General features: G+C 60.4%; 13 protein-coding genes. 5 read left to right on the top strand and 8 right to left on the bottom strand.

The window, feature by feature from the left end:
- Positions 1-94: 94 nt before the first annotated feature.
- Complete coding sequence (locus Q7V20_RS06760; protein ID WP_304788491.1) at positions 95-2,146, bottom strand: ParB/Srx family N-terminal domain-containing protein; 2,052 nt, start codon at positions 2,144-2,146, stop codon at positions 95-97.
- A 306-nt stretch (positions 2,147-2,452) separates the two neighbouring features.
- Between Q7V20_RS06760 and Q7V20_RS06755 the strand changes: the two genes are divergently transcribed.
- Both Q7V20_RS06755 and Q7V20_RS06750 read left to right on the top strand, forming a co-directional pair.
- The gene (locus Q7V20_RS06755) at positions 2,453-5,860 is read left to right on the top strand and encodes an ATP-binding protein (protein WP_304788489.1); all 3,408 of its coding nucleotides are present in this window, start codon (positions 2,453-2,455) and stop codon (positions 5,858-5,860) included.
- A gap of 66 nt (positions 5,861-5,926) precedes the next feature.
- A complete protein-coding gene (locus Q7V20_RS06750) occupies positions 5,927-6,541 on the top strand; it encodes a hypothetical protein (RefSeq protein ID WP_304788487.1) in 615 nt (204 codons plus the stop codon).
- Positions 6,542-6,734: 193 nt separating this feature from the next.
- Here the strand turns inward: Q7V20_RS06750 and Q7V20_RS06745 are convergent, their stop codons facing one another.
- The 7 genes from Q7V20_RS06745 to Q7V20_RS06715 form a co-directional block, all read right to left on the bottom strand.
- On the bottom strand, positions 6,735-8,177 hold the full coding sequence (locus Q7V20_RS06745; protein ID WP_304788485.1) for an SEFIR domain-containing protein: 1,443 nt from the start codon (positions 8,175-8,177) through the stop codon (positions 6,735-6,737).
- A 74-nt stretch (positions 8,178-8,251) separates the two neighbouring features.
- Positions 8,252-9,145, bottom strand: a complete 894-nt coding sequence (locus tag Q7V20_RS06740) for a hypothetical protein (protein ID WP_125244009.1) — start codon at positions 9,143-9,145, stop codon at positions 8,252-8,254.
- 16 nt (positions 9,146-9,161) lie between these two features.
- Positions 9,162-11,624, bottom strand: coding sequence for a type I restriction endonuclease subunit R (locus Q7V20_RS06735; protein ID WP_304788482.1), 2,463 nt, complete (start codon positions 11,622-11,624; stop codon positions 9,162-9,164).
- Positions 11,542-12,012, bottom strand: coding sequence for a hypothetical protein (locus tag Q7V20_RS06730; protein ID WP_304788480.1), 471 nt, complete (start codon positions 12,010-12,012; stop codon positions 11,542-11,544). The genes Q7V20_RS06735 and Q7V20_RS06730 overlap by 83 nt, the downstream gene beginning before the upstream one ends.
- Complete coding sequence (locus Q7V20_RS06725; protein ID WP_304788478.1) at positions 12,012-13,133, bottom strand: YhcG family protein; 1,122 nt, start codon at positions 13,131-13,133, stop codon at positions 12,012-12,014. The genes Q7V20_RS06730 and Q7V20_RS06725 overlap by 1 nt, the downstream gene beginning before the upstream one ends.
- Positions 13,130-15,535, bottom strand: a complete 2,406-nt coding sequence (locus Q7V20_RS06720) for an N-6 DNA methylase (protein ID WP_370652417.1) — start codon at positions 15,533-15,535, stop codon at positions 13,130-13,132. The genes Q7V20_RS06725 and Q7V20_RS06720 overlap by 4 nt, the downstream gene beginning before the upstream one ends.
- A 111-nt stretch (positions 15,536-15,646) precedes the next feature.
- The gene (locus Q7V20_RS06715) at positions 15,647-16,612 is read right to left on the bottom strand and encodes a toll/interleukin-1 receptor domain-containing protein (protein ID WP_304788474.1); all 966 of its coding nucleotides are present in this window, start codon (positions 16,610-16,612) and stop codon (positions 15,647-15,649) included.
- Between the two features lie 359 nt (positions 16,613-16,971).
- On the opposite strand from Q7V20_RS06715, the gene Q7V20_RS06710 reads away from it, so the two are divergent.
- From Q7V20_RS06710 to Q7V20_RS06700, 3 genes are all read left to right on the top strand, one after another.
- Positions 16,972-17,901, top strand: coding sequence for an SH3 domain-containing protein (locus Q7V20_RS06710; RefSeq protein WP_304788472.1), 930 nt, complete (start codon positions 16,972-16,974; stop codon positions 17,899-17,901).
- Positions 17,902-18,874: 973 nt separating this feature from the next.
- Entirely contained in the window at positions 18,875-19,381 is a 507-nt protein-coding gene (locus tag Q7V20_RS06705) for a hypothetical protein (protein WP_304788470.1), read from the top strand.
- A gap of 172 nt (positions 19,382-19,553) precedes the next feature.
- On the top strand, positions 19,554-19,784 hold the full coding sequence (locus tag Q7V20_RS06700) for a hypothetical protein (RefSeq protein WP_125244018.1): 231 nt from the start codon (positions 19,554-19,556) through the stop codon (positions 19,782-19,784).
- Positions 19,785-19,793: the final 9 nt, after the last annotated feature.

Raw genomic sequence — 19,793 nt, 5'->3', positions numbered from 1 at the left:
CGAGGCAACGTCAAAAGCAGTGTCATGACGAACGCCGACGGCGCAGAACCATGTCTGCGCCGTCGGCGTTGGGCAAGCTGTGCATGTCCTTGACTCAGACTGCTGACTCGGCAAGTTCATTGACCTCAGACTGAGAGTCGTCCAGGCTGGCAGCCCCGCCTTCGTCTGCTGCCGCTTCCGAGGCGGACGGGCCCCTCAGGCATGGCGGCAACCAGCCGGAGCCCGCCAAGGCCAACTCAGCGGCCACCACGGCGGCATCCTTCTTCATACCGGCCAGCGGTGCTGCCGCGTTGATGTCCACCGCCTCGGTGACCACGTCCACCACGCGGCTCTTGGACACATGGTTCAGGTAGGAAGGGCCATTGGCTGTCCACCAGCGGCGCATGTCCAGGCCCAAGGCCTCTGCCAGCACATCGGTGCGTTGGCTGGGTGACTCCACGCCCTGAATGCCGGTGACCGAGCACGCCACCACCACCGTCAGCAGTTGAAGCACCGTGGCTTGATCTTGTGCCAGCAGCCAAGGGAACACGGCATCCAGGTCTTGGGGCAGTTTCTGCGCCCAGGCACTGCGCTCAGCCTCCATGCGCAGCCATGCCGGGCTGGCCTCGATGTCATCGGCTGCGGACTGCAGTGCAGACTGGCTGTCCGTGACCGAGACATCCAGCACCTGAGGCTGCTCGTGGTAGCGATAGTCGCGACTCATGAGCAGTTTCTGCGCCAACTGGGCCGTGAGCGCGACCAGGGCCACATCGGGCCGTGCAATCAACTCGGCCTGCACGGCGGCGACACGGTGTGCCGTCAGGCGGCGCATCAGCTTGTCGGAGTGAACCGGGCGAACCTTCGCCTGTGGGCCGGACAGCATGTCGCCTTGCGAACCGCCCTCGCCTGCCTGCCCTGCGCCCTGGGTCAGGACATGGGCAACGGCGCTGCGTTCCTCCGGGCGGATCAGGCCACATTTCACCGAGGCCGCGCCGTTGTGCCCCACGTGGACCACGCACCCGGCCTGTGCCATCAGGTCAGCGGGCCACACGCTCAGTTCGTCGTCGAGGGCCTTGAGCCGCAGTTGCAAGGCGGCTTGCTCGCTTTCAAGCTCCTGGTATGCCGCGCCGTCATCCTGGTCTGCGTCATCGCCGTCCATGTCGTCCAGCACCTCCAGGCGTTGTTGCACAGCCTGCATCGCAGCTTCCAATTCCGCCAGCGCAGTGGCCTCTTGCTCCGTGGGTTCACGCCGTACTTTGCGCAACTGGGCGTGGCCGGTGTACTCGTCACGGTCATAGCGCACCCGCACGTCCACCCACTTCCAGCCTTCGGCACGCACCTGCTTGGCCTTCTTGCTGAGTTTCTCTACGGCCAAACGTTCCAGCAATGGCGCGTCCAACAGGTAAGCCTTCTTGTCGTCATCGCTGAACAGGTCACGGCGTGTGGCCCCACCGGCCTTCTCGTAGGCCTTGAGCGTCACGTACTTCGCCACCGGGTCACGGTCGGACTCAATGTCGCCCTGCGTCAGCAATTGCCGCAGGTAGTCGGGGCGGCGGTTCCATTGGGGCAAGCCAGCCCAGGCCTGTTCCTGCTTCTCGTGGTCATCGACCGACGCCAGCACCATCAGGCATTCCAGGCTGATGTCATCCGCCCTGAACTCGTCCATCAGCTTGGGCGACACGCTTGCCAGCTTCATGCGGCGCTTGACCACCAGGGGCGTGACACCAAAGGCCGCAGCCACCGTCTCGACGGACTTGCCCTCGCCCAACAGGCGCGAGAATGCCAGGTACTCGTCGGCGGCATGCATGGGCACATGGAAGATGTTCTCGGACAGGCTAGCCATCAGCGCCTTGTCGGCGGGCACGATGAGGATGGGCACGGGGTAGTTGTCGGGGATGTCGCCGTTGCTCATCAGCAGGTTCAGTGCCTCCAGGCGACGGCCACCGGCGCACACTTCAAACAGGCCGCGTGGGCCCTTGACAACGATCAGATTCTGCAACACGCCGCAGTCCAGGATGGACGCGGCCAACTCGGCAATGCTCATCTTGCTGGTGCTGCCGCCTGCGCGCACCTGATGGTCTGCCGACAGCACCAGCTTGTTCAAGGGGGCGGTGGTACGGGGGGATGCCGCAATCAGGGCATCGATCTCTGCCTTGGTGAATTTCATGGGGGGCTCCTGCACGGTTGAGGGACATGCCTTGTGCGTGTCCATGCATTCAGAATCTCATCCGGCCCGCTGAAATCAAGGGTCGTGGACTGAGGTCGTCCACAGGCCGTCATCGAGCATCGTTCATGGGTGCCCAAGACCCCTTCCACCCATCGATCCACAATGGACTTAGGAACGCAGCCCTGGCTTGAAGCGCTGTACCATTTCCACTGTTTCGGTCTGGTTGCCACGCGCGCAGATCGCCCACCCTTGATCGGTCAGGACACGCTGTAAGTACGCGCCGATATTCACCGACGAGGTCTTTCGTTGAACGCATCGGCTACCGCTCCGCTTTCTGTCCTGCGCTTCTGGCGTGACCTGGAAGTCTTCAACATCCCGACCGCACCATCGGCCAAGGACAGCAGCGACCAAGTCAAGATCGTCACGCTCAGACGCGGCGATGTCCTGCCTTGGCAACACCCTCACTTTCAGCCAACACAAGAGCATGGCTACGTCCATGTCGTCTATGTGGGCGTGGCCGACACGGAGGACCTCTCCCGGTTGATGCTGCAATCGGTGTTCCCTGACGAAGACCTCAGTGAGCGCGAGCGCCAGCGCGCAACCGGAAACGGCTGGCTTGCTGCCTTCGTCGCCAACGAAGATGGCCACCCCAAGCTCGACAGCTACCTGCCTGCCAGCTTTGCACATGGGGTCGATGCGCTGTGGCATTCGGAGCCGCTGGAGAACGTCAACGCCCGCCTGGCACGTGCCACGGATGAGTTCGGACAACGACGCCACCACCTGCGGCCGGTCGCCACCGACGCGCAGCAAACGCCGCCAACTGTCCAGCCCGACACCCCACCAGCGCCAAGCCCCTTGACCTGGAGCGATCTGGATGAAGAGTTGCGCACCGTGTGCAATCTGCTGGGCCCGGGGGCCGATGCGGCAGGCCTGGACTGGCGTGTGGTGGTTCGGGTGTCACGGGTCAAACGCCGCTTCCTTGATGACAGCCTCAACGCCGCCATCGACTACCTGAACTCCTTCTACCTGGATGACCTCAACCGCCTGATCACTCAGGCGGGCAAGAACAAGCCCTTTGGCAGAGCCCTGAGCACCTTCCTGGGCGAGCCCATAGCGCCAGAACAACGCATCGACATCCTGAACGACCACGCGGTCATGGGTGCACTCGTGAGCGTGGCCCGCTTGCCCAGCGCACGTTGGCCAGCCTCACCAGAGGCCCCACTGGTGCTGGCTCAGCAAGCTGCGGTGGCCCAGGTTCTCAGCACCTTGGGACGCGATGGCGGCACGCTGGGCATCAACGGCCCACCAGGAACGGGCAAAACCACATTGCTGTGCGATGTGATTGCCGAGGTGATCACCGAGCGCGCGCGCAAGATTGCCGCGCTGAGCCGCCCCATCGAACTGTTCGAAGACAGCGTGAGCGTGGCGGGCAAAAACTTCTTCCCGCTCAAGGCCAAGGTGGTGGGCGGCTCGTCCATCGTTGTGACCAGCACCAACAACAACGTGGTCAAGAACATCACGCAGGAGCTGCCCGCGCGCGCGAAGGTGAACAGCGAGTTTGCCTCGGCCACCTACTTCGACGAAGTGATCCGCGAGGTGTTCGCGGCCCAGAAGGTGGTGGACGACGACAAGCAACCCATCGACTGCTGGGGCCTGGTGGCCGCCGCGTTGGGCAATGCCGGCAACCGCTGCTCTTTCGCCCGGGGATTTTTTCGGGATGAACCACGTCAGGCACCCAACACCGAAACGCCATCGCCCGGCAACGCTCAAGAAGGCGATGCCCCAGGTGCGACCGCTCAAGCCACCACGCCTACACCCGTCGATCCGTTGCCACCGACGATCAAACAACTGCTGGAAGCCGCCAGCAACGACTACACACGCTATCAGGGCGAATGGCATGCGGCCAAGAAGTCCTTCCTGGCGCTGCTGGGTGACTTCGATGCACGCCGTGGCGTCTTGCTCCAGGCCGAAAAGGCGGCTCAGCGGATCGATGCCTGCCTGCAGCGGGTGAATACCCAGCGTGATGCCGCGCAGGCCCAGGCGCAAGCGATTGAGCAAGCCAGCCGCCACCTCGCGCAGCTTCAGGACAACAAGGCCATCCAGCATGCCTTGGTCGATTCCCGCCGGGCCACGCTTGACCAGGCGCGTTCGCAATGCCTGCCCAAGCTGTGGGACAAACTGTGCGCTTTGTTTGGGCAGGACACCGAACGCATGAAGGCGTTGCGCGCCACACTGGTCGAGCCCACGCGGGCATTGGCGCAAGCCGCCGAAGCGCTGGCCCAACTGGCGCAGGATGGCGCCATGGCCGAAGCACGGCTGGAGCAACAGCGCGAGGCGCACCGCGCCCAGGTCTTGACACTGCGGGGTTCCGAGCGCGAACTGCAAGGTCACCAACGTGCGCTGAAAGCCGGATACGACGCTGGGGCACTGCACTTCCCCGATGCCAGCTTTTGGCAACTGCCCGCCGATCAGCGCCATCGCGCGTCGGTGGCGGTCAGTCCCGCTCTGGATGCACTGCGGGCCCGCATCTTCCTGCAAGCCATGGAACTGCACCGCCTGACGGTGCTGGCCAACGCAGGCAAGTTCATCGGCAACCTGCGCGCCGTCAACGGCATGCTCACCGGTTCGCTGAAAGACAAGCTGCCCCTGGAGCAACGGCCCCTGTTGTGGGACGCCTTCTTTTTCATCGTGCCGGTGGTCTCGACCACCCTCGCCTCCTTCGACCGTCTGTTCGCTGGCATGGGTCAGGACAGCCTGGGTTGGTTGCTGATCGATGAGGCAGGGCAAGCCACCCCGCAATCTGCAGCCGGTGCTATCTGGCGCAGTCAGCGGGCGGTCCTCGTGGGCGACCCCTTGCAGATCGAACCCGTGTTCACCGTGCCCTTGATGCTGGTCGAAGAGTTCCGCCGCCGCCACGCCGTGGACCCCATGTGGTCGCCCAACGACGAGTCGGTCCAGACCCTGGCCGACCGCGTCACCCGCCATGGCTCCTGGGTCGCAAGCCAAGCCACGAAAGACGGCTTGGGCGCTGAGAAGGCTCAGCCCATCTGGACCGGTATGCCATTGCGCACGCATCGCCGCTGCGACGATCCCATGTTCAGCGTGTCCAACCGCATTGCATACGCCGAACAGATGGTGCACGGCCGCGTTGACGAACTAGGCCAGCCAGACAAAACCAAGTTCACCTGCGTGCTCGGTGACAGCGCCTGGCTGGACGTGCGAGCCACCCGTGCCAGCCATCCGGTCATCGAAGACGAACTCCATGTCCTGGTGAACTGCCTGCGGCAGCTTCAGCAGCAACCGGCCTTCACACCTGCCAGGAAGGCCGGAGGCAAGGACAAGGCCGCCAAGGTGTTCGTGATCTCGCCGTTTCGCAAGGTCAAGAACGCCTGCATCAAGCGGATCAAGGATGCAGGGTTGGGCCAGATCGAGTGCGGCACCGTGCACACCTTTCAGGGTAAGGAGGCAGAAATCGTTTTCCTGGTGCTGGGCACGGCCTCTGGGCAAGCCGGATCCGGTGCCCGAGCCTGGGCCTCAGGCAAGCCCAATCTGCTGAATGTGGCGATCACACGGGCCAAGCATCGTCTGTATGTGATCGGGGATGTCGAGCAATGGGGCACTCTGAATCACTATTCCGAGCTGCGCCTGGCAATGCCCCGCCGTCCAGTTCACCCGCACACACCCCACCATGCCCATGAGTCTGTCTCCCCCTGACTGGCCTGGGCGTTCAAGGAATGCATCGGCCGGCGCCTTGCGCCCATTTCATCGCAACACGAGCACATGAACACCCCTTTCCCCTACCCCCTGTCGCTCCTTGCGGCCAGCTGGCTGCTTTTTGGCGTATCCCACAGCTTGCTGGCAGGCAAGACGCTTGAGCCGCTGTTTGGGCGTCACAGCAGGCTGGCGTACAACGCGATTGCTGTGGCGATGGTGGCCTTGCCATTCGTCATCTGGGCCAGCCTTCCAGCCACAAGCCTTTGGCATGAGCCCAACTGGATGCACTGGTGCCGCCTGGCACTCATGATGGGTGCGCTGGTGGGTTTCATCCACACTCTGAAGTTCTACTCGCTGGCTGGATTTCTGGGGTTCAGGGTCGATGCCTGGCCGCTCACCTTCAGCCCCTGGCACCGCTGGATCCGCCACCCCTGGTACTTCCTGATGCTGGTGCTCATCTGGACGCAACCATTGACCGACACCTGGCTCGTCTGCGCCGTGTGCATCACGCTGTACCTGGTGATTGGTAGCCGGATCGAAGAGAAGCGCATCCTGCGCCACCACCCAGGTTCTTACGCGATCTACCGCCGCATCGTGCCTGGCCTGCTGCCTTTCAAGGGCCGAGCCCTGGACGAGGCCACGCGCCTGCGCCTGGAAGCCAAGGCCTTGACCGAGACATGAACGCCCGAGGCTCATCGCAAGTCATGCGGCTTATCCACAAATTCTGGGGATAAGTCGGGGCCTTCGGCCCTTTGGAGGCCCACTTTCCTTCAGGCCAAGCCTTGCAAACCTGGCTTGCCACATTTTTGAGCGCATTGACCAGGTCCGCATACAGCCAGCGCTTTGCGATGGCCGATTGCCTAAGTGGCTCGCACTAGGTTGACAACTGGGCCACGTTCGTTGCCGAGCGCAATGCAATTCGCTGGCTGTCCATGCGCCAATTGGCAAAGTTGTCTTGCCCTGCCGCTGCTCTCTCAAATCGCACGCTGAATTCCTTCGAATCGGCCATGCCGAGTGCCGTCAGAAGACCCGATTTGATGGCCGCCCCACCGGCCTTTAGGTACAGAGGCAGGCCATTGCGATCCAGGTACAGCAGCGTGCGCGGAAACCAGAATTCACGCGTTCGCCCCTCGACTTGCTGTACGAGCGAACGCAAACTCAGGAAGGCATCGGCCTGCATGATCTCTGTGAACGTTGTTCCGCCAGCGACGATACGGTCGTGGATCAAGTCGGCCTGAATGGAGATGCGGCGCAAGCCAAGTCGCCGGTTTCGTCGCTCGTCCAACGATCGGAGGTTGGCTTCAAACTCCAGAAAGCTGCGATCACGCTGGTCGCCGTGACGGTCAAAAACAAAGACCTCGCTGCACACCTGATTCAAGGTCTGCCAGGCATGCTCTCGAAGCAACGCCCCGACGGTCAACAACATGAACTCCCAACCCAAAAAGCGGTAGATGTCAAACCACTCCTCTCGGTAAGAATTCATGCCCTCAGGCGGGGTGCGCAAAGACAATACGTGCTCCAGCAGCGCCAGTGTCCGCCGCCAGGCCTTCGGGGTGTCTTGCCCAAACGCAGCCTTCATGGACACGTACTGATCAAACTGATCTCGCAAAGGCTTCGCGCGGCCAATCGCCGCCACGATTTCATCGTCGTAATCCGCTGTCTCCTTGGGTACCAAGAGTTTTGCAAGCTCCAGCTGGAACTGCTTGACGTAAGCCGCCTCCAGGCCATCTGCCGTCGCCTTGCCTTCCTCCGTAGCGCTGCGAAGGGCCTGAAACTCACGCACCGGAATCGCCGTGGCGAGTGCGTCATCCAGGAACTCAGGCGCAGCCCCCAACTCTGGCCGTTTGTACTTGGGCCGGTCGTAGATGGCGCGCAAGAGCTGACCGAACCCGTCGCCGTACACATCGTCGTTCGACAGATCGATGTAGATCCTCGACTTCATGAACGTGGGCAACACGGCCTGCCGGTTGGCGTCGTACTCCACCACGATGGGGATGAACTTCTCTTGCTTGACTTGCCCGTAGATCTCCGCCGAGATGATCTCGGTCTCGGTGCCCACCCCGCCTTTGCGCGCATCGGCCTTGGCCTTGTAGTGCGAGTCACAGATCACCAGAACCTTTGAAATCTCGGGGTCAGTGACCATGCTCTCCATGAAGGCGAACTTGTCCTGCCCTTCCTTCAGATCCCATTTGTCGAGGCGCACCATCACGCCGTTGGCCATCAATTTAGAAGCCAGTGATTCGACAAAATCTTCATGCGCGGGGGAAGACCAGCTGTACGACACAAAAACGACTGGGCGTTGAGTTGAGGTAGCCAACAAGAACTCCAAGATGACATCGACATCAGAACACTGGCAAATACTTGCGCTGCGCGCCTAGGCCAGGTTTTGGCCTATCGCGCCCAGCCCAGATCACGAAGCACGAACCCCAGAGCCTCAATGGCAAAGGCACCATCAGCGTCCGTGACGTCACGGGTGCCCAGGCGCTGTTGCTCATTGGACTTGCCCCTGGGGTGGAGCTTACAGACCACATCTGCCGCCGCACGAAACAGCTTTGATTCCGGTGGCAGCTTCGCAATCAGCGCGCCAAGGTCTTTCTCAATGACCTTCGCATCCTCACCGGCATCCAGATGAAGGTGAGCGGACAAGATCACACCCATCGCATCGCGGCACAGATCCACCACCGTGATGCCGCTGGATCGGTGAGCCCCGTCCACCACCTTGATGACGGCGGCACTGACGCGCTCTCTCGCTGCCGACGGAATGGCATCCAGGACAAGATCCGGCAGAAAGCCGAGGTTCGAGCGTGCACGCATCGTGACCAAGTCTTCGTCATTGCCAGCACGCTCCACCGACACGATGTTCCAGACGGTGACGGCCGAGCCGGCCCCCAGCACCACCAGCGTGCGTGGCGTGGTCACCAAGCGTTGGCTCACATTGCCCATCGGGCTGAATGAAATCAAGGATTTTTTGAACCGACCATCTGGCTCCTGACGACCAATGTCTTCAGCAACAACAGGGTGCTTGTGAACGCGCCAGTCGTCAGGCTGAGAACGCCCTGCCACCTCGTAGAACCTGCCCCGCCGAATCCGGCTGACAGGGTCAAAGTAGTCTTCACGGAACACGCACGACGCATCCCGCAAGGCACCACTGGCAGGCACACGGCGCCAGTCTGCTTCCGCCTGGACAAACGTGGCGACAGACACCACAGGTGCAGGGGAGACGCCATGCCCGTAGTTGGAAAGGCCTTCATACATCAGCCAGGTGTTGGGATCGAAAGCAATCATGTGATGACAAGGCCGCTCAGGCAGAAGGCCGGTTCATCCAGCCACCACTGGAAATCAACCGGGAGATACTGGTGTCAAATGCGCGCTTGAAATCCGGGTCAGAGGCGTACTGTTTGTACAAGTCCAGTTCCCGCCTGCGCTCCATGCTGATGGCCTGCTGGATGATTTTTTCCAAGGCCAACTGCCTGTTCTGTGCATCAGGGTTGTCTTCAACCTGGGCGCGGTAATCAACGTGCGCCACCACGTGCTTGGCGATGTTGATGAACTTCACCCGCTGCTCTTCCGGCGTTGCTTCCCAGCCTGAAAAGTGGCGCTCGTTGAAGGTGCGCACAATGTCTTCCAACGGATCCTTATCGCCCTCCCCCATGTGCGCACCGCGCAGATTGGGGTTGGCTGGCTCTTGTTCAGCCTCGGATTCATCCAGGCCGATCTTGACCTCCAGACGCGAACGCTCCAGGCCGTAGGTCGACAGGTCCACGCTGTTGAGCAACTCGTCCAACTTGTCCTGATCGGGATCTTTGACCTTCAGCTTGGGGATGAGGAACTTCAAGAACCAGTGCAGCATCTCCCAGTTCACGTTGTTGAACGGCAAGATGGCCGCCACCTGGGCATAGATCTTGACGAACTGCTTGGCCTTGATCTTGAAGTCGATGCGTTTTTCATCGTCAAGATCGGCATCAAACCGTGCCACCACTGCGTCGATGATCGGCGCCAGTTCCTCTGCCTGTGCGCTGGCGAAGAACTTCTCGTTGAAGCTCTTCACCTCGCTCCAATCGAAGATGCCAAAGGCATCCAGCGCATCCTTCAGGTCATGCAGCACGTTCACGTCGGTGGGCTCGCTCAGCGACGTGGCGGTGTAGAACGGATCGAAGGCGGCCTTGATGTCGTCCACCGAGTTGTAGAAGTCCAGCACAAAGGTATCGCGCTTGTCGAGCTTCCAGTTGCAGCGATTGAGGCGAGACAACGCCTGAACCGCCAGCACGCCCTGCAGCTTCTTGTCCACATACATGGTGTGCAGCATGGGCTCGTCAAAGCCAGTCAGGTACTTGTTGGCCACCACCAGGATCTTGTAGTCATCCTTCTCGAACTCGTCGGGCAGGTCGCGCACGGCGATGCCGTTGATGCTGTCTTCGGTGTACTTGACGCCGTCCACCGTCTTTTCGCCAGAGAACGCCACCAGCGCCTTGAATGGCGCGTTGGCTTCCTGCAAGGCGGTGCGGATGGCGAAGAAGTAGCGAATGGCGCACTCGATGTTGCGGGTGACCACCATGGCTTTGGCCTTACCCTTGAGCTTCTTGGCCTGCCACACGCTGCTCATGAAGTGATCGACCATGATGCGGGCCTTCACTTCGATGGTCTTGGGGCTGGCCTCCACAAAAGCCTTGAGTTTCTTGTGGGCCTTGGCGGTGTCGAACAGCGGGTTGCCTTCGACTGACTTCTGCACCTCGTAGTAGCTCTTGTACGTGGTGTACTTCTCCAGCACATCGAGGATGAACTTTTCCTCGATGGCCTGCTTCATCGAATACAGGTGGAAGGGGTAGAACTTGCCGTCGGCGCCTTGGCGGCCAAACTTTTCCAGCGTGGCAGGCTTGGGCGTGGCCGTGAACGCAAAGTAACTGGCGTTCTTGCTCATCTTGCGGCCCGCCATGGCAGCCAGGATCTTGTCCTGGATGTCCTCGGGCGCTTCGGCGTCTTCGCCGCCAATGGCCTCGTTCAGACTGTCGGCGCTGGTGCCCGATTGAGATGAGTGGGCCTCGTCAATGATCACCGCAAAGCGTCGGTCCGTCAGGGCGTCCATGCCTTCAACGATGCGGGGGAACTTCTGCACCGTGGTGATGATGACCTTCTTGCCCGCCTCCAGGTTGTACTTCAGCTCCTGCCCGCTCTCGCAGTGGGCCACGATGTTCTTGGTTTCGGAGAACAGTTTGATGTTGTCCTTGAGCTGGGTGTCGAGCACGCGCCGGTCTGTCACCACGACCACAGAATCAAACACATTGGCCGTGCCTGCCTGGTTGTACAACTCCACCAACTGGTACGCCAGCCAGGTGATGGAGTTGGACTTGCCCGAGCCCGCCGAGTGCTGGATCAGGTAGCTCAGGCCCACGCCGTTCTGCTGGGCGTCGGCCAAGATGCGGCGCACCACGTCCAACTGCTGGTAACGGGGGAAGTACAGCGCCTTGCGCTCCTTGCCCGTCTTCTTGTCCTTCTCAACCGTGAACTTGGCGAACTGCTCAATGATGTTGCTCAGGCTGCGGCGCGCCAGGATCTCTTCCCACAGGTAGGCTGTTTTATAGCCGTTCGGGTTGACCGGGTTGCCCTTGCCGTGGTCCACGCCCTTGTTGAATGGCAGGAAGTTGCTGTCCTTGCCCGCCAGGCGAGTGCACATGTAGACCTCGTCAGGGTCTGCGGCCAGATGCACCAGGCAACGTCCGAACTCGAAGATCGGCTCGTTGGGATCGGCGCGTGTACTCAGCCACATACATGGGCGTGCGGAACAACCAGTCCATGTACCGAGGGCGCAGGCGTTGTTCAAGCTGTCGGTACACGCCATATGCCGGGCTGACGATGCCAGTGGTGCTGGACACGCCCAGAGCCCCCATCCAGGCCCACATGGTGTTGATCACCAGGTCACCGTTTTTGCAGAGCTTGGCCCCGGTGTAGTCCTCGGCCATGAACATGGTGACGTTTTTCTCACTACGCGGGGTGACGCCAGTCAGGTGCGACACCGATAGCAACTCCTCGTCACCGGCCACGGAGCGGTCGTCGAACTCCCGAAAAACATACTTGGCGCGAAGAATGGACCAATGCGACGGTAGATCGCGAAGCCATTCGAAGCCACTCGGAGCGTACTGCTCATACCGCCGCATCACTTGCCCGCCTTCTTGCTGGCTGCAGGCTGGCTGCCATCTGGACCACTCGCCACGGCGCTCTCGGCCGCCCACTCCTGCAAGCGCTGCTGCAGCTCGTCTTTGCTGGGCAAATACAACTGGTATTCCGAGGCGTGCACATTGGCGTCCTGGGGAAGCGTGATCTCCACCAGCGCGTCGTTCTTTTTCTTGCACAAGATGATGCCGACTGTCTTGTGCTCGTCGTCGCGCTTCACGAAGCGGTCAAAGTAGTTCACATACATCTGCATCTGCCCCAGGTTCTGGTGGGTCAGCTTGCCGAGCTTGAGGTCGATCAGCACATAGCAACGCAGCAGGCGGTTGTAGAACACCAGGTCCACGAAGAAGTGCTCTTCTTCAAAGGTGAAGCGCTTTTGCCGGGCCTCGAACAAAAAGCCCTTGCCCAGCTCCAGCAGGAAGTGCTCGATCTTGTTGATGATGGCCGCTTCAAGGTCGGATTCTGAATAGCTGCTGCGCTCTTCCAGGCCCAGGAACTCCAGCACATAGGGCGTCTTGATGAGGTCCTTGGGCGCTTGAATCAGGTCGCCTTCTGCAGCCAGTTGCCCGATGGCCTGTGGGTCGCGGCTCAGTGCCAGGCGTTCAAACAAGCCACTGTCGAACTGGCGGCGCATCTGCGCCAGCGTCCAGGTGCCACGGGCCGCCTCGATCTCGTAGAAGCGGCGCTCGTCGGCATTGCGCAAGCCCGTCAGGAACACATAGTGCGACCACGACAGTTCAGCCAGAAACCCCGTGGGGCTCGATTCGTCAGACGCCGTCTGACGAATTTCGGGATGGCGCTCCGCGTAGGCCTGGTAGAACAAACGGCAGTTCTTGAGGTTGGTGGCTGAGAAGCCGCGCCCAAAGCGGGTGGTCAACTCAGAGGCCAGTCCGTCCAGCAGGCTCTGGCCATAACCCGCCCGATCTTGCCCGCCCTGCAGCGCCTGCACGATCTCGCGCCCGATGAGCCAGTATGCCAGCACCATCTCGCTGTTGACCGTGCGCGCGACGCGCTGGCGCGCATCTTCCAGAATGGTGACGACACGGCCCAGCAACTCGCCAGGCAAGGCCGCTGCCTGGGGCGCCACAACCTTGCGCGGGCTCATGCCCCCGCCCCCACAAAAGCCACCAAGGCCTTGAGCAGGCCATCCGTCTCGGCTTCCAGGGCCAGGATTTCCTGGGTCACCGCTTCCAGGCTGCGCAATGGCTTGTGCTGGTAGAAGTATTTGTTGAAGCTGATTTCATAGCCGATGACCGTCTTGTCCAGCGCGATCCAGGCCTCGCCCACATGAGGGCGCACTTCCTTGATGAAGTAATCATGGATGACGCCAGAGGCTGCCAGGCGGGTGTCCAATGACAGCGGCACGTTTTCGGTGTCGCGCAACTCGCTGTCGGGTTCGTACTCGATGTACTCACCCGCCTTAGCCGCTTTCTTGCCGCCCTTGGCTTCAGCGGCGGCCTGCACCTCTGCAGGCCAATAGCCATGGTCGGCCAGCTTGTCGGCCGTGGTTTTCAGTTCGGCCAACAAGTCCTTGAGCTTGGCTGCGTTGAGCTGGTGTCGCTTCTTGATCACCTTGGCTGCGCGCGGGTCTCGCCAGCTCACGGCGTTCAGGATCTGCTTGCGCTCGTTCGCGGCAAGCTTGAGGCCCAAGGCTTTGATGGCATCGTCCACCAGGGCTTCGAACACATTGAAATCAAGGTGCTCCGCACTGCCGATCACCCCAGCCAATTGCTGAGCGGCTTGCATGATGGATCGCTGCGCCAGCCAAGTGGTCTCAGACAACAGCTCTTTGCGGCTCTTGGGCGAAAGGGTGATTTCTTCGCGCTCAAGGTGGTTCTCAATGGCCTCGGCATGGGCCTTCAGGCCGGTATAGACCTCTTCGCCATACTTGCCGTGCACCCATTCCATGATCTCCTGCATGCCCGGCGTGTAGCGCAAGGTGGCCATGCGCTCGGGTGTGAACTGGGCTGCCAACCGCAATGGGCGCTCCACCGTGACTTTGTAATAGCCGAAGTCCCGGTTGTGGAAGACCTTCGAGATGCCATCCGCCGGCATGGTCAGGTACAACTGGGTGATCTGCTCAATGTGCTCGTCGGTGAACTCGCAGTTCTTCTCACCCAGGTTCTTGCGCAGTTTCTGGAATAGGTTGGACGCGTCGATCAACTGCACCTTGCCCTGGCGCTTGGCAGGCTTGTTGTTCGTGAGCAGCCACACGTAGGTGGTGATGCCGGTGTTATAGAACAGGTTGTTGGGCAGCTGGATGATGGCTTCGAGGTAATCGTGCTCGATCAGGTGGCGGCGGATGTTGCTCTCGCCACTGCCTGCATCACCGGTGAACAGGGCCGAGCCGTTGTGGACCGATGCAATGCGCGAGCCGGCAAACCGCACAGGGCTGTCGGCACGACGCTTCATCTTGTCCACCATCTCCATCAGAAACAGCAACTGCCCATCTGAGGAGCGAGGGATGGCCGGGTAAAAATCAAAGCGCTCGCCCGTGTAGTCGGACAGGTTGACCTGGAAGCGGTGGTCAATGACTTCCTTGCCTTCAACAATGCTCTTCTGGTCGCTCTTCCATGACTTGCCGTAGGGCGGGTTCGTCAACATGAAGTCGAAGCGCTTGCCAGAGAAATCGTTGGTGGCCAGCGTCGAGCCAAAGCGGATGTTCTCGGGGTCGTTGCCCTTGATCATCATGTCGGACTTGCAGATGGCATAGGTCTCGGGGTTGACCTCCTTGCCGTACAAGAAGACGCCCACCTTGGCCTTGATCTCGCCTTCAGGGTCGGTCACGAAGTCCTGGGACTCGGTCAACATGCCACCGCTGCCGCAAGCGGGGTCGTAAATGGTCAGCGGGTTGGGAAGCTGATCCTTGACGGGGATGAACACCAGGTTCGTCATCAGCTTGATGACCTCACGCGGCGTGAAGTGTTCACCGGCCTCTTCGTTGTTCTCTTCGTTGAACTTGCGGATCAACTCTTCGAACACGTAGCCCATGCCCAGGTTGGACAAGCCAGGCTGTGTGCGGCCATCCGGGCCCTTGCGATCATCCGGGCTGAGGTTGATTTCTTCGGAGACGAATTTTTCGATGACGTCGTGGAGCACGTCGGACTGCGCCATCTTGCGGATCTGGTTGCGCAGGTCGAACTTGTCGACGATTTCCTTCACGTTGTCCGAAAACCCGTCGAGATAATTCTTGAGGTTGGCTTCCAGTTGCGTGGGGTTGCCCAGCAGGCTCTTGAGCGTGAACTTGGACGTGTTGTAGAAGACGTAGCCAGACGCATCGCGCAGGCCGTGCGGGTCCAGATCAGCCATCGCCGCGTCTTCTTGCTGGAACCGCACTTCTTCGAGCACACCCGCCTTGCTCGACTCAAGCAAGCAGTCCAGGCGGCGCAGAACGAACATGGGCAGGATCACGTCACGGTATTTGCCCCGTACAAAAACGTCGCGCAAGCAGTCATCTGCAATGGACCAGATGAACGAGACGATCTTGTTATGTGCAGCGTGATCCATAAATACCTGGGAAATCGGGGGAAATCGCGATGGGCATGATTTTCCACCCAACCAAGGCCTGATTGGATCACCGAATGTGGGCTGCGCGTTCAGTGCGGAGCCCGCGCAACATCACTGGAGTTGTTTGATCAACAGTTCCCAGAAAAACTCAGCCAGCCCCTCTTGAGTCAACTTGTCGGAGCGCCCTCCGTGCATCGCCATCCCCAGGGGTTTGAAGTACATGGCCTGGTCGTCTTTTTCAACCATCACCATCTCGTTGTAGCTGCCGCTGGGTGCCGATGGATCAGAAGAATAGGTGATGCCACCCTGCCTGAATCCCCCTCCGCCAAGCCGTATCCCGCACTGGCTGAGTTTCTTGCCGTCCTTGTAAACGACGCCGCTGAAGGCGTTGCCATCAATGCGCCGGAACACGCCCTCCACACCAGGCGTTCTGGCTTGCAGCTCGGCCAGGGAGCCCTCAAAGAACCTGGCCAGGTAGTCGAAGGCGGCATGTTGGAATGCATCCTGGTCACGCTCGGTGAACTCCTTGCGCAGGCGCAGGTTGCTGGATCGAGGCAAAGACACCTGTTCTGATGGCAGAGCGCTGGCCGCTGCAAGCGGCTGAGCCCTGCTGGGCGCACCCGCGACGTGCGTACGCCCGCCTAGTTGCGTCACCAACGACCGGATGCTGCGCGCCACGTCGGTGTAAGCCTCATCGTGGTTGGCCCACGTGGTGATGGCCTTGCCGTCTCTTGGGACAGCCATCAGGCCATTGAGCGGCGGTTGCTGCCAATCGCAAGGCCGAACGATCACGGGAACGACCTGCGCCTCCCCCCTGCTCTGGCGCTCCAGCGCCCGCGCCATTTCAATGGAGTAGCAGTAGCGTGATGACAAGAAACTCGCGCTCACCAACAGCAAGATCACATCCGCCTGGTTCAACTGGTCGTCAATGACCTGGTTGAGGTCGGCGCCCGCCAGGATCCGACGGTCATGCCAGGATTCAATCAACCCTTCATGCCGGAGCAATGCCAAGTGCTTCTCCAGTTGGTCCCGGTATGCCTCATCGTCGTGCGAGTAGGAAAAGAAAACCTTGGCCATGCGTGTCTGTGAATTCGTTGAAGTTGGGAAATCAGGGGCTGGCTCCCACATTGGCACCAGCTGCAATGATCCAGAAACACCATATCTAGTTATCAGAACGTTCTCAAGCACTACAGGTAGCGTCTCCCGCAAAAGCAACCCTTAAGCCCAGAGCGGACAATGTAGAGCTTGATCGGTGAAAATACGCGTCCATGAACCAGGCAAAAAACATGGCGGACATCGGCAAACTTGGCGTCTTGGATTGGCATCGGCAGCTGCCCGACACATTGGTGCAATCCTTGATGAAGGCCTCAGACCTCACCTCAGGCTGGCGCAAGCACATCGAAGCCCTTGGGCCCGTGGGTGACCTTCAACGCATCTTGGGCCAGCACGCGGGACTTGGCGCGCATGCTGCGGCGATCCGCGAGGCCCAATTGAGTCACGCGCAGATGTTGGGCAAACCATACGCCGACATCCTTGCCTCGGCCCGCTCAATTACAGGCAACACGGCGCTGTTTGGCGACCTTCAACGGCAAATTGACGCCGCGTCGAGCGGCGTTTCGGTTGAGTTGATGCGGATGGTTGACGAGATGTCTAAAGGCAGCGCATTGCGGGCGGCAATGGACATGGCCAAGGCATGGAAGGACCCATTCGAAGACATCCGAAAGAACCTGCTGGCACATCAAGCACCGTTTCAAGGACTGACTGAAAAGGCGCTCGTCGATTCCATCGCCAGGTCAGGCTTTCACGACAGCCTCAAGAGCACCGATTTCAGCGCCGTTTGGCAGGAGTTGGACGCCAAACTCAAGGCACAAGCATCCTTGGCGATGCAGACCATTGCACACGAGGCTGCTGAACAAGCCACCCCAGAAGCTGCACTTCAACAAATCCTGGCGGCCATCGCCCAGACAAGCGAGCCCAAGCTGCAGAAGGTGCTGTGGCTCATCGTTGTTCCCATGGTGTTTCTGCTGCTCAATGCGTTCTTGGCGCCTATCGGCGACTTCTACGTCAAGAAGTTGCTGGAAGAAAAACCTCGCCAAGATGCGCACAAAGCGGTCAAGCAAGCTGCCTCGGATACCGTGGGTGATCTGCGGCTCTTGAGCGACCACCGCTACGTTGCCGCCAAGTCCCTGATGGTTCGCTCAAGCGCATCGGCCCGGTCCCCAGCCATAGGTCAGCTTCACTTTGGCCAAGCCGTGCATGTTCTACAGAAAACAAAGGATTTCACGCTCGTTTCATGGACCAGCCCTGACCATGCATCCAGCGTGCAAGGCTGGGTCTTTTCTCGGTATTTGAAACGCTTTGACTGAGCTTCGCCTCGGCAAAAATCTGTCGCCCATGCGCCATCAAGCCACCTAGGGCGCTGTTGCTTGCTCAGACCAATTTTGAGCGCCAATCGGCCACGGAAAAGCGATGCCATTTGCCAAGCCTTGTAGATGGTGCTTCCTTTCACCTTGGCTTCATGGATTGAGAAAAATGCAGAGCGAATCGATACTGCAACGGCTACCTGTGGACATCGCGTTCACGCAGCCTTCAATGGAGATCTAGGTCTCCCTGAAGTCCAGCTTTGCTGGCGTCGCAGTCGTCACCTGCCTTGTAGAAGCTGAACCTCGGTTCAGCCTGGCCATGTCAATGGCCTTGTGCCTCTTTCAGCCCTCATGCTGAACACCGTGTCATCGGCGCACCTCACCGTGCCGCCGCCGAGCCGCTTCAACCGCCAAGGCTGAAGCATCCCAAGTTGGGGAACCACCATGTTCCCCATCGGGACGAGGCGTTCCCCTTCACACCCTGAAGGAGAACGTCATGAACGCATGCCCTCATGCGACAAGGGAAACGCGCGCCATTTGCGTGCTGTTGGGTGGCTCCGGGCTTGCCCGCGAGCCTGTGATCCGTCCTGCAGTGCTACCCGCATTGCTGAAGCCTGCGCCGCCTGTCTCGCGACAGGTCGAACAGGTCATGGCTTACCGTGCTGCCGCCTGAACCACTTGACTGTGGTCCAGCATCAGCACATTGACACCGTGGCGATTGACCTCGCCTGCAGTTCGGGTCAAACACGAAATGACGCGCAGACCTCCCCGGTCTCGCCCAACTTGTGTTCACCCGCGTTCGCATCCCATTGAAGTCAAGCCCGATTGATCGGGAGCCCTCGACTTCATGGGATGTGAACCGTCTTTCATGTGCCTCGGCCATTCGGCTGTGCTGCACTTCCACGCAACCCTTTGGGGGAGTCCACCGTCTCCCCGCCGGGATAGGTGTGCCCTCCTCCTTTCTGGAGTTCACACCATGAATCATGAAGCGTCTCGCGCTCGCCCCAAACGCAGCTGTGTCGAGATTGAGGAGTCTCGTGCCTGGATGGGCTTTTACCGCCGCGTGGGTCAGGACCCCGTCATGGCCGCCGAAGTCATGGCCCAGTTGGAAGCTGACCCGATGATGAAGCGCAACCACCTGGCCCTGTACCTGTGCTGCAAGCAATCCTTGCGGACACACAAAGCCACAGCCGCACGCAACAGGCGCATCGGTCAGTTCGTGCGTTGGCTGTTCCATGGCGTTTTTGTTGCGCCAGCTTTGGCACTTCGCCACATGCTGCTCCAAGGCGGCGACATCGCCGTTGAATGCCTGCCACCTACTGCCAACGAACCGGCAGCAACCCAAGTCAAGCGCCTGAAGAAAGCGCCGGAGTTTGCCCAGGCTCATTCGTCTTTTGAAGCTCAAGCTTCTGTGCCCAAGGACGCGCCATCCGCCACCTCGGGAGAGCCGTCAAAGCCCAATGCTGTGTCTCAGACAGCCTGATTGCCCGCACGTCAAGACCACCGCGTCTTGACCGTGCCGGGGCCAGCGCCCTGGCCCAGCCCAGATCGACCCACGCGCCTGCCCATCTGCTGGTGGTGCATGCCGCGTCCTCCCCCATTTCGCCCGTATCTGCCCGAGTGGCAGTGCGGCACACCCACGGAAGGAATTTCCCATGACCACTGCAACCGACGCCTTGTGCGCCATCGAGAAGCGTGCCCACCGGGCCATCGTGCAGGAACTGCGCTTGCTGATCAAGGAAGTGCAGGCTCTTCAGCCTGGCCTGGCAGGTGATGACAGCGCACATGCCCATGCACTGCTGCTGAAGCTGGAGCACCTGCGACAAAGCCAGGTGGTGGACAGCGTCTGCGATCAGCCCCCCATCCGGTTGGCCGCGCAAGGCTGATACCGACCT

Origin of the sequence: Aquabacterium sp. (assembly GCF_030652515.1) — a bacterium.
Lineage (GTDB): Bacteria > Pseudomonadota > Gammaproteobacteria > Burkholderiales > Burkholderiaceae_C > Aquabacterium.
Note: the sequence above shows the minus strand (reverse complement) of the source record. Positions and strands in the feature narration are given on the sequence as shown.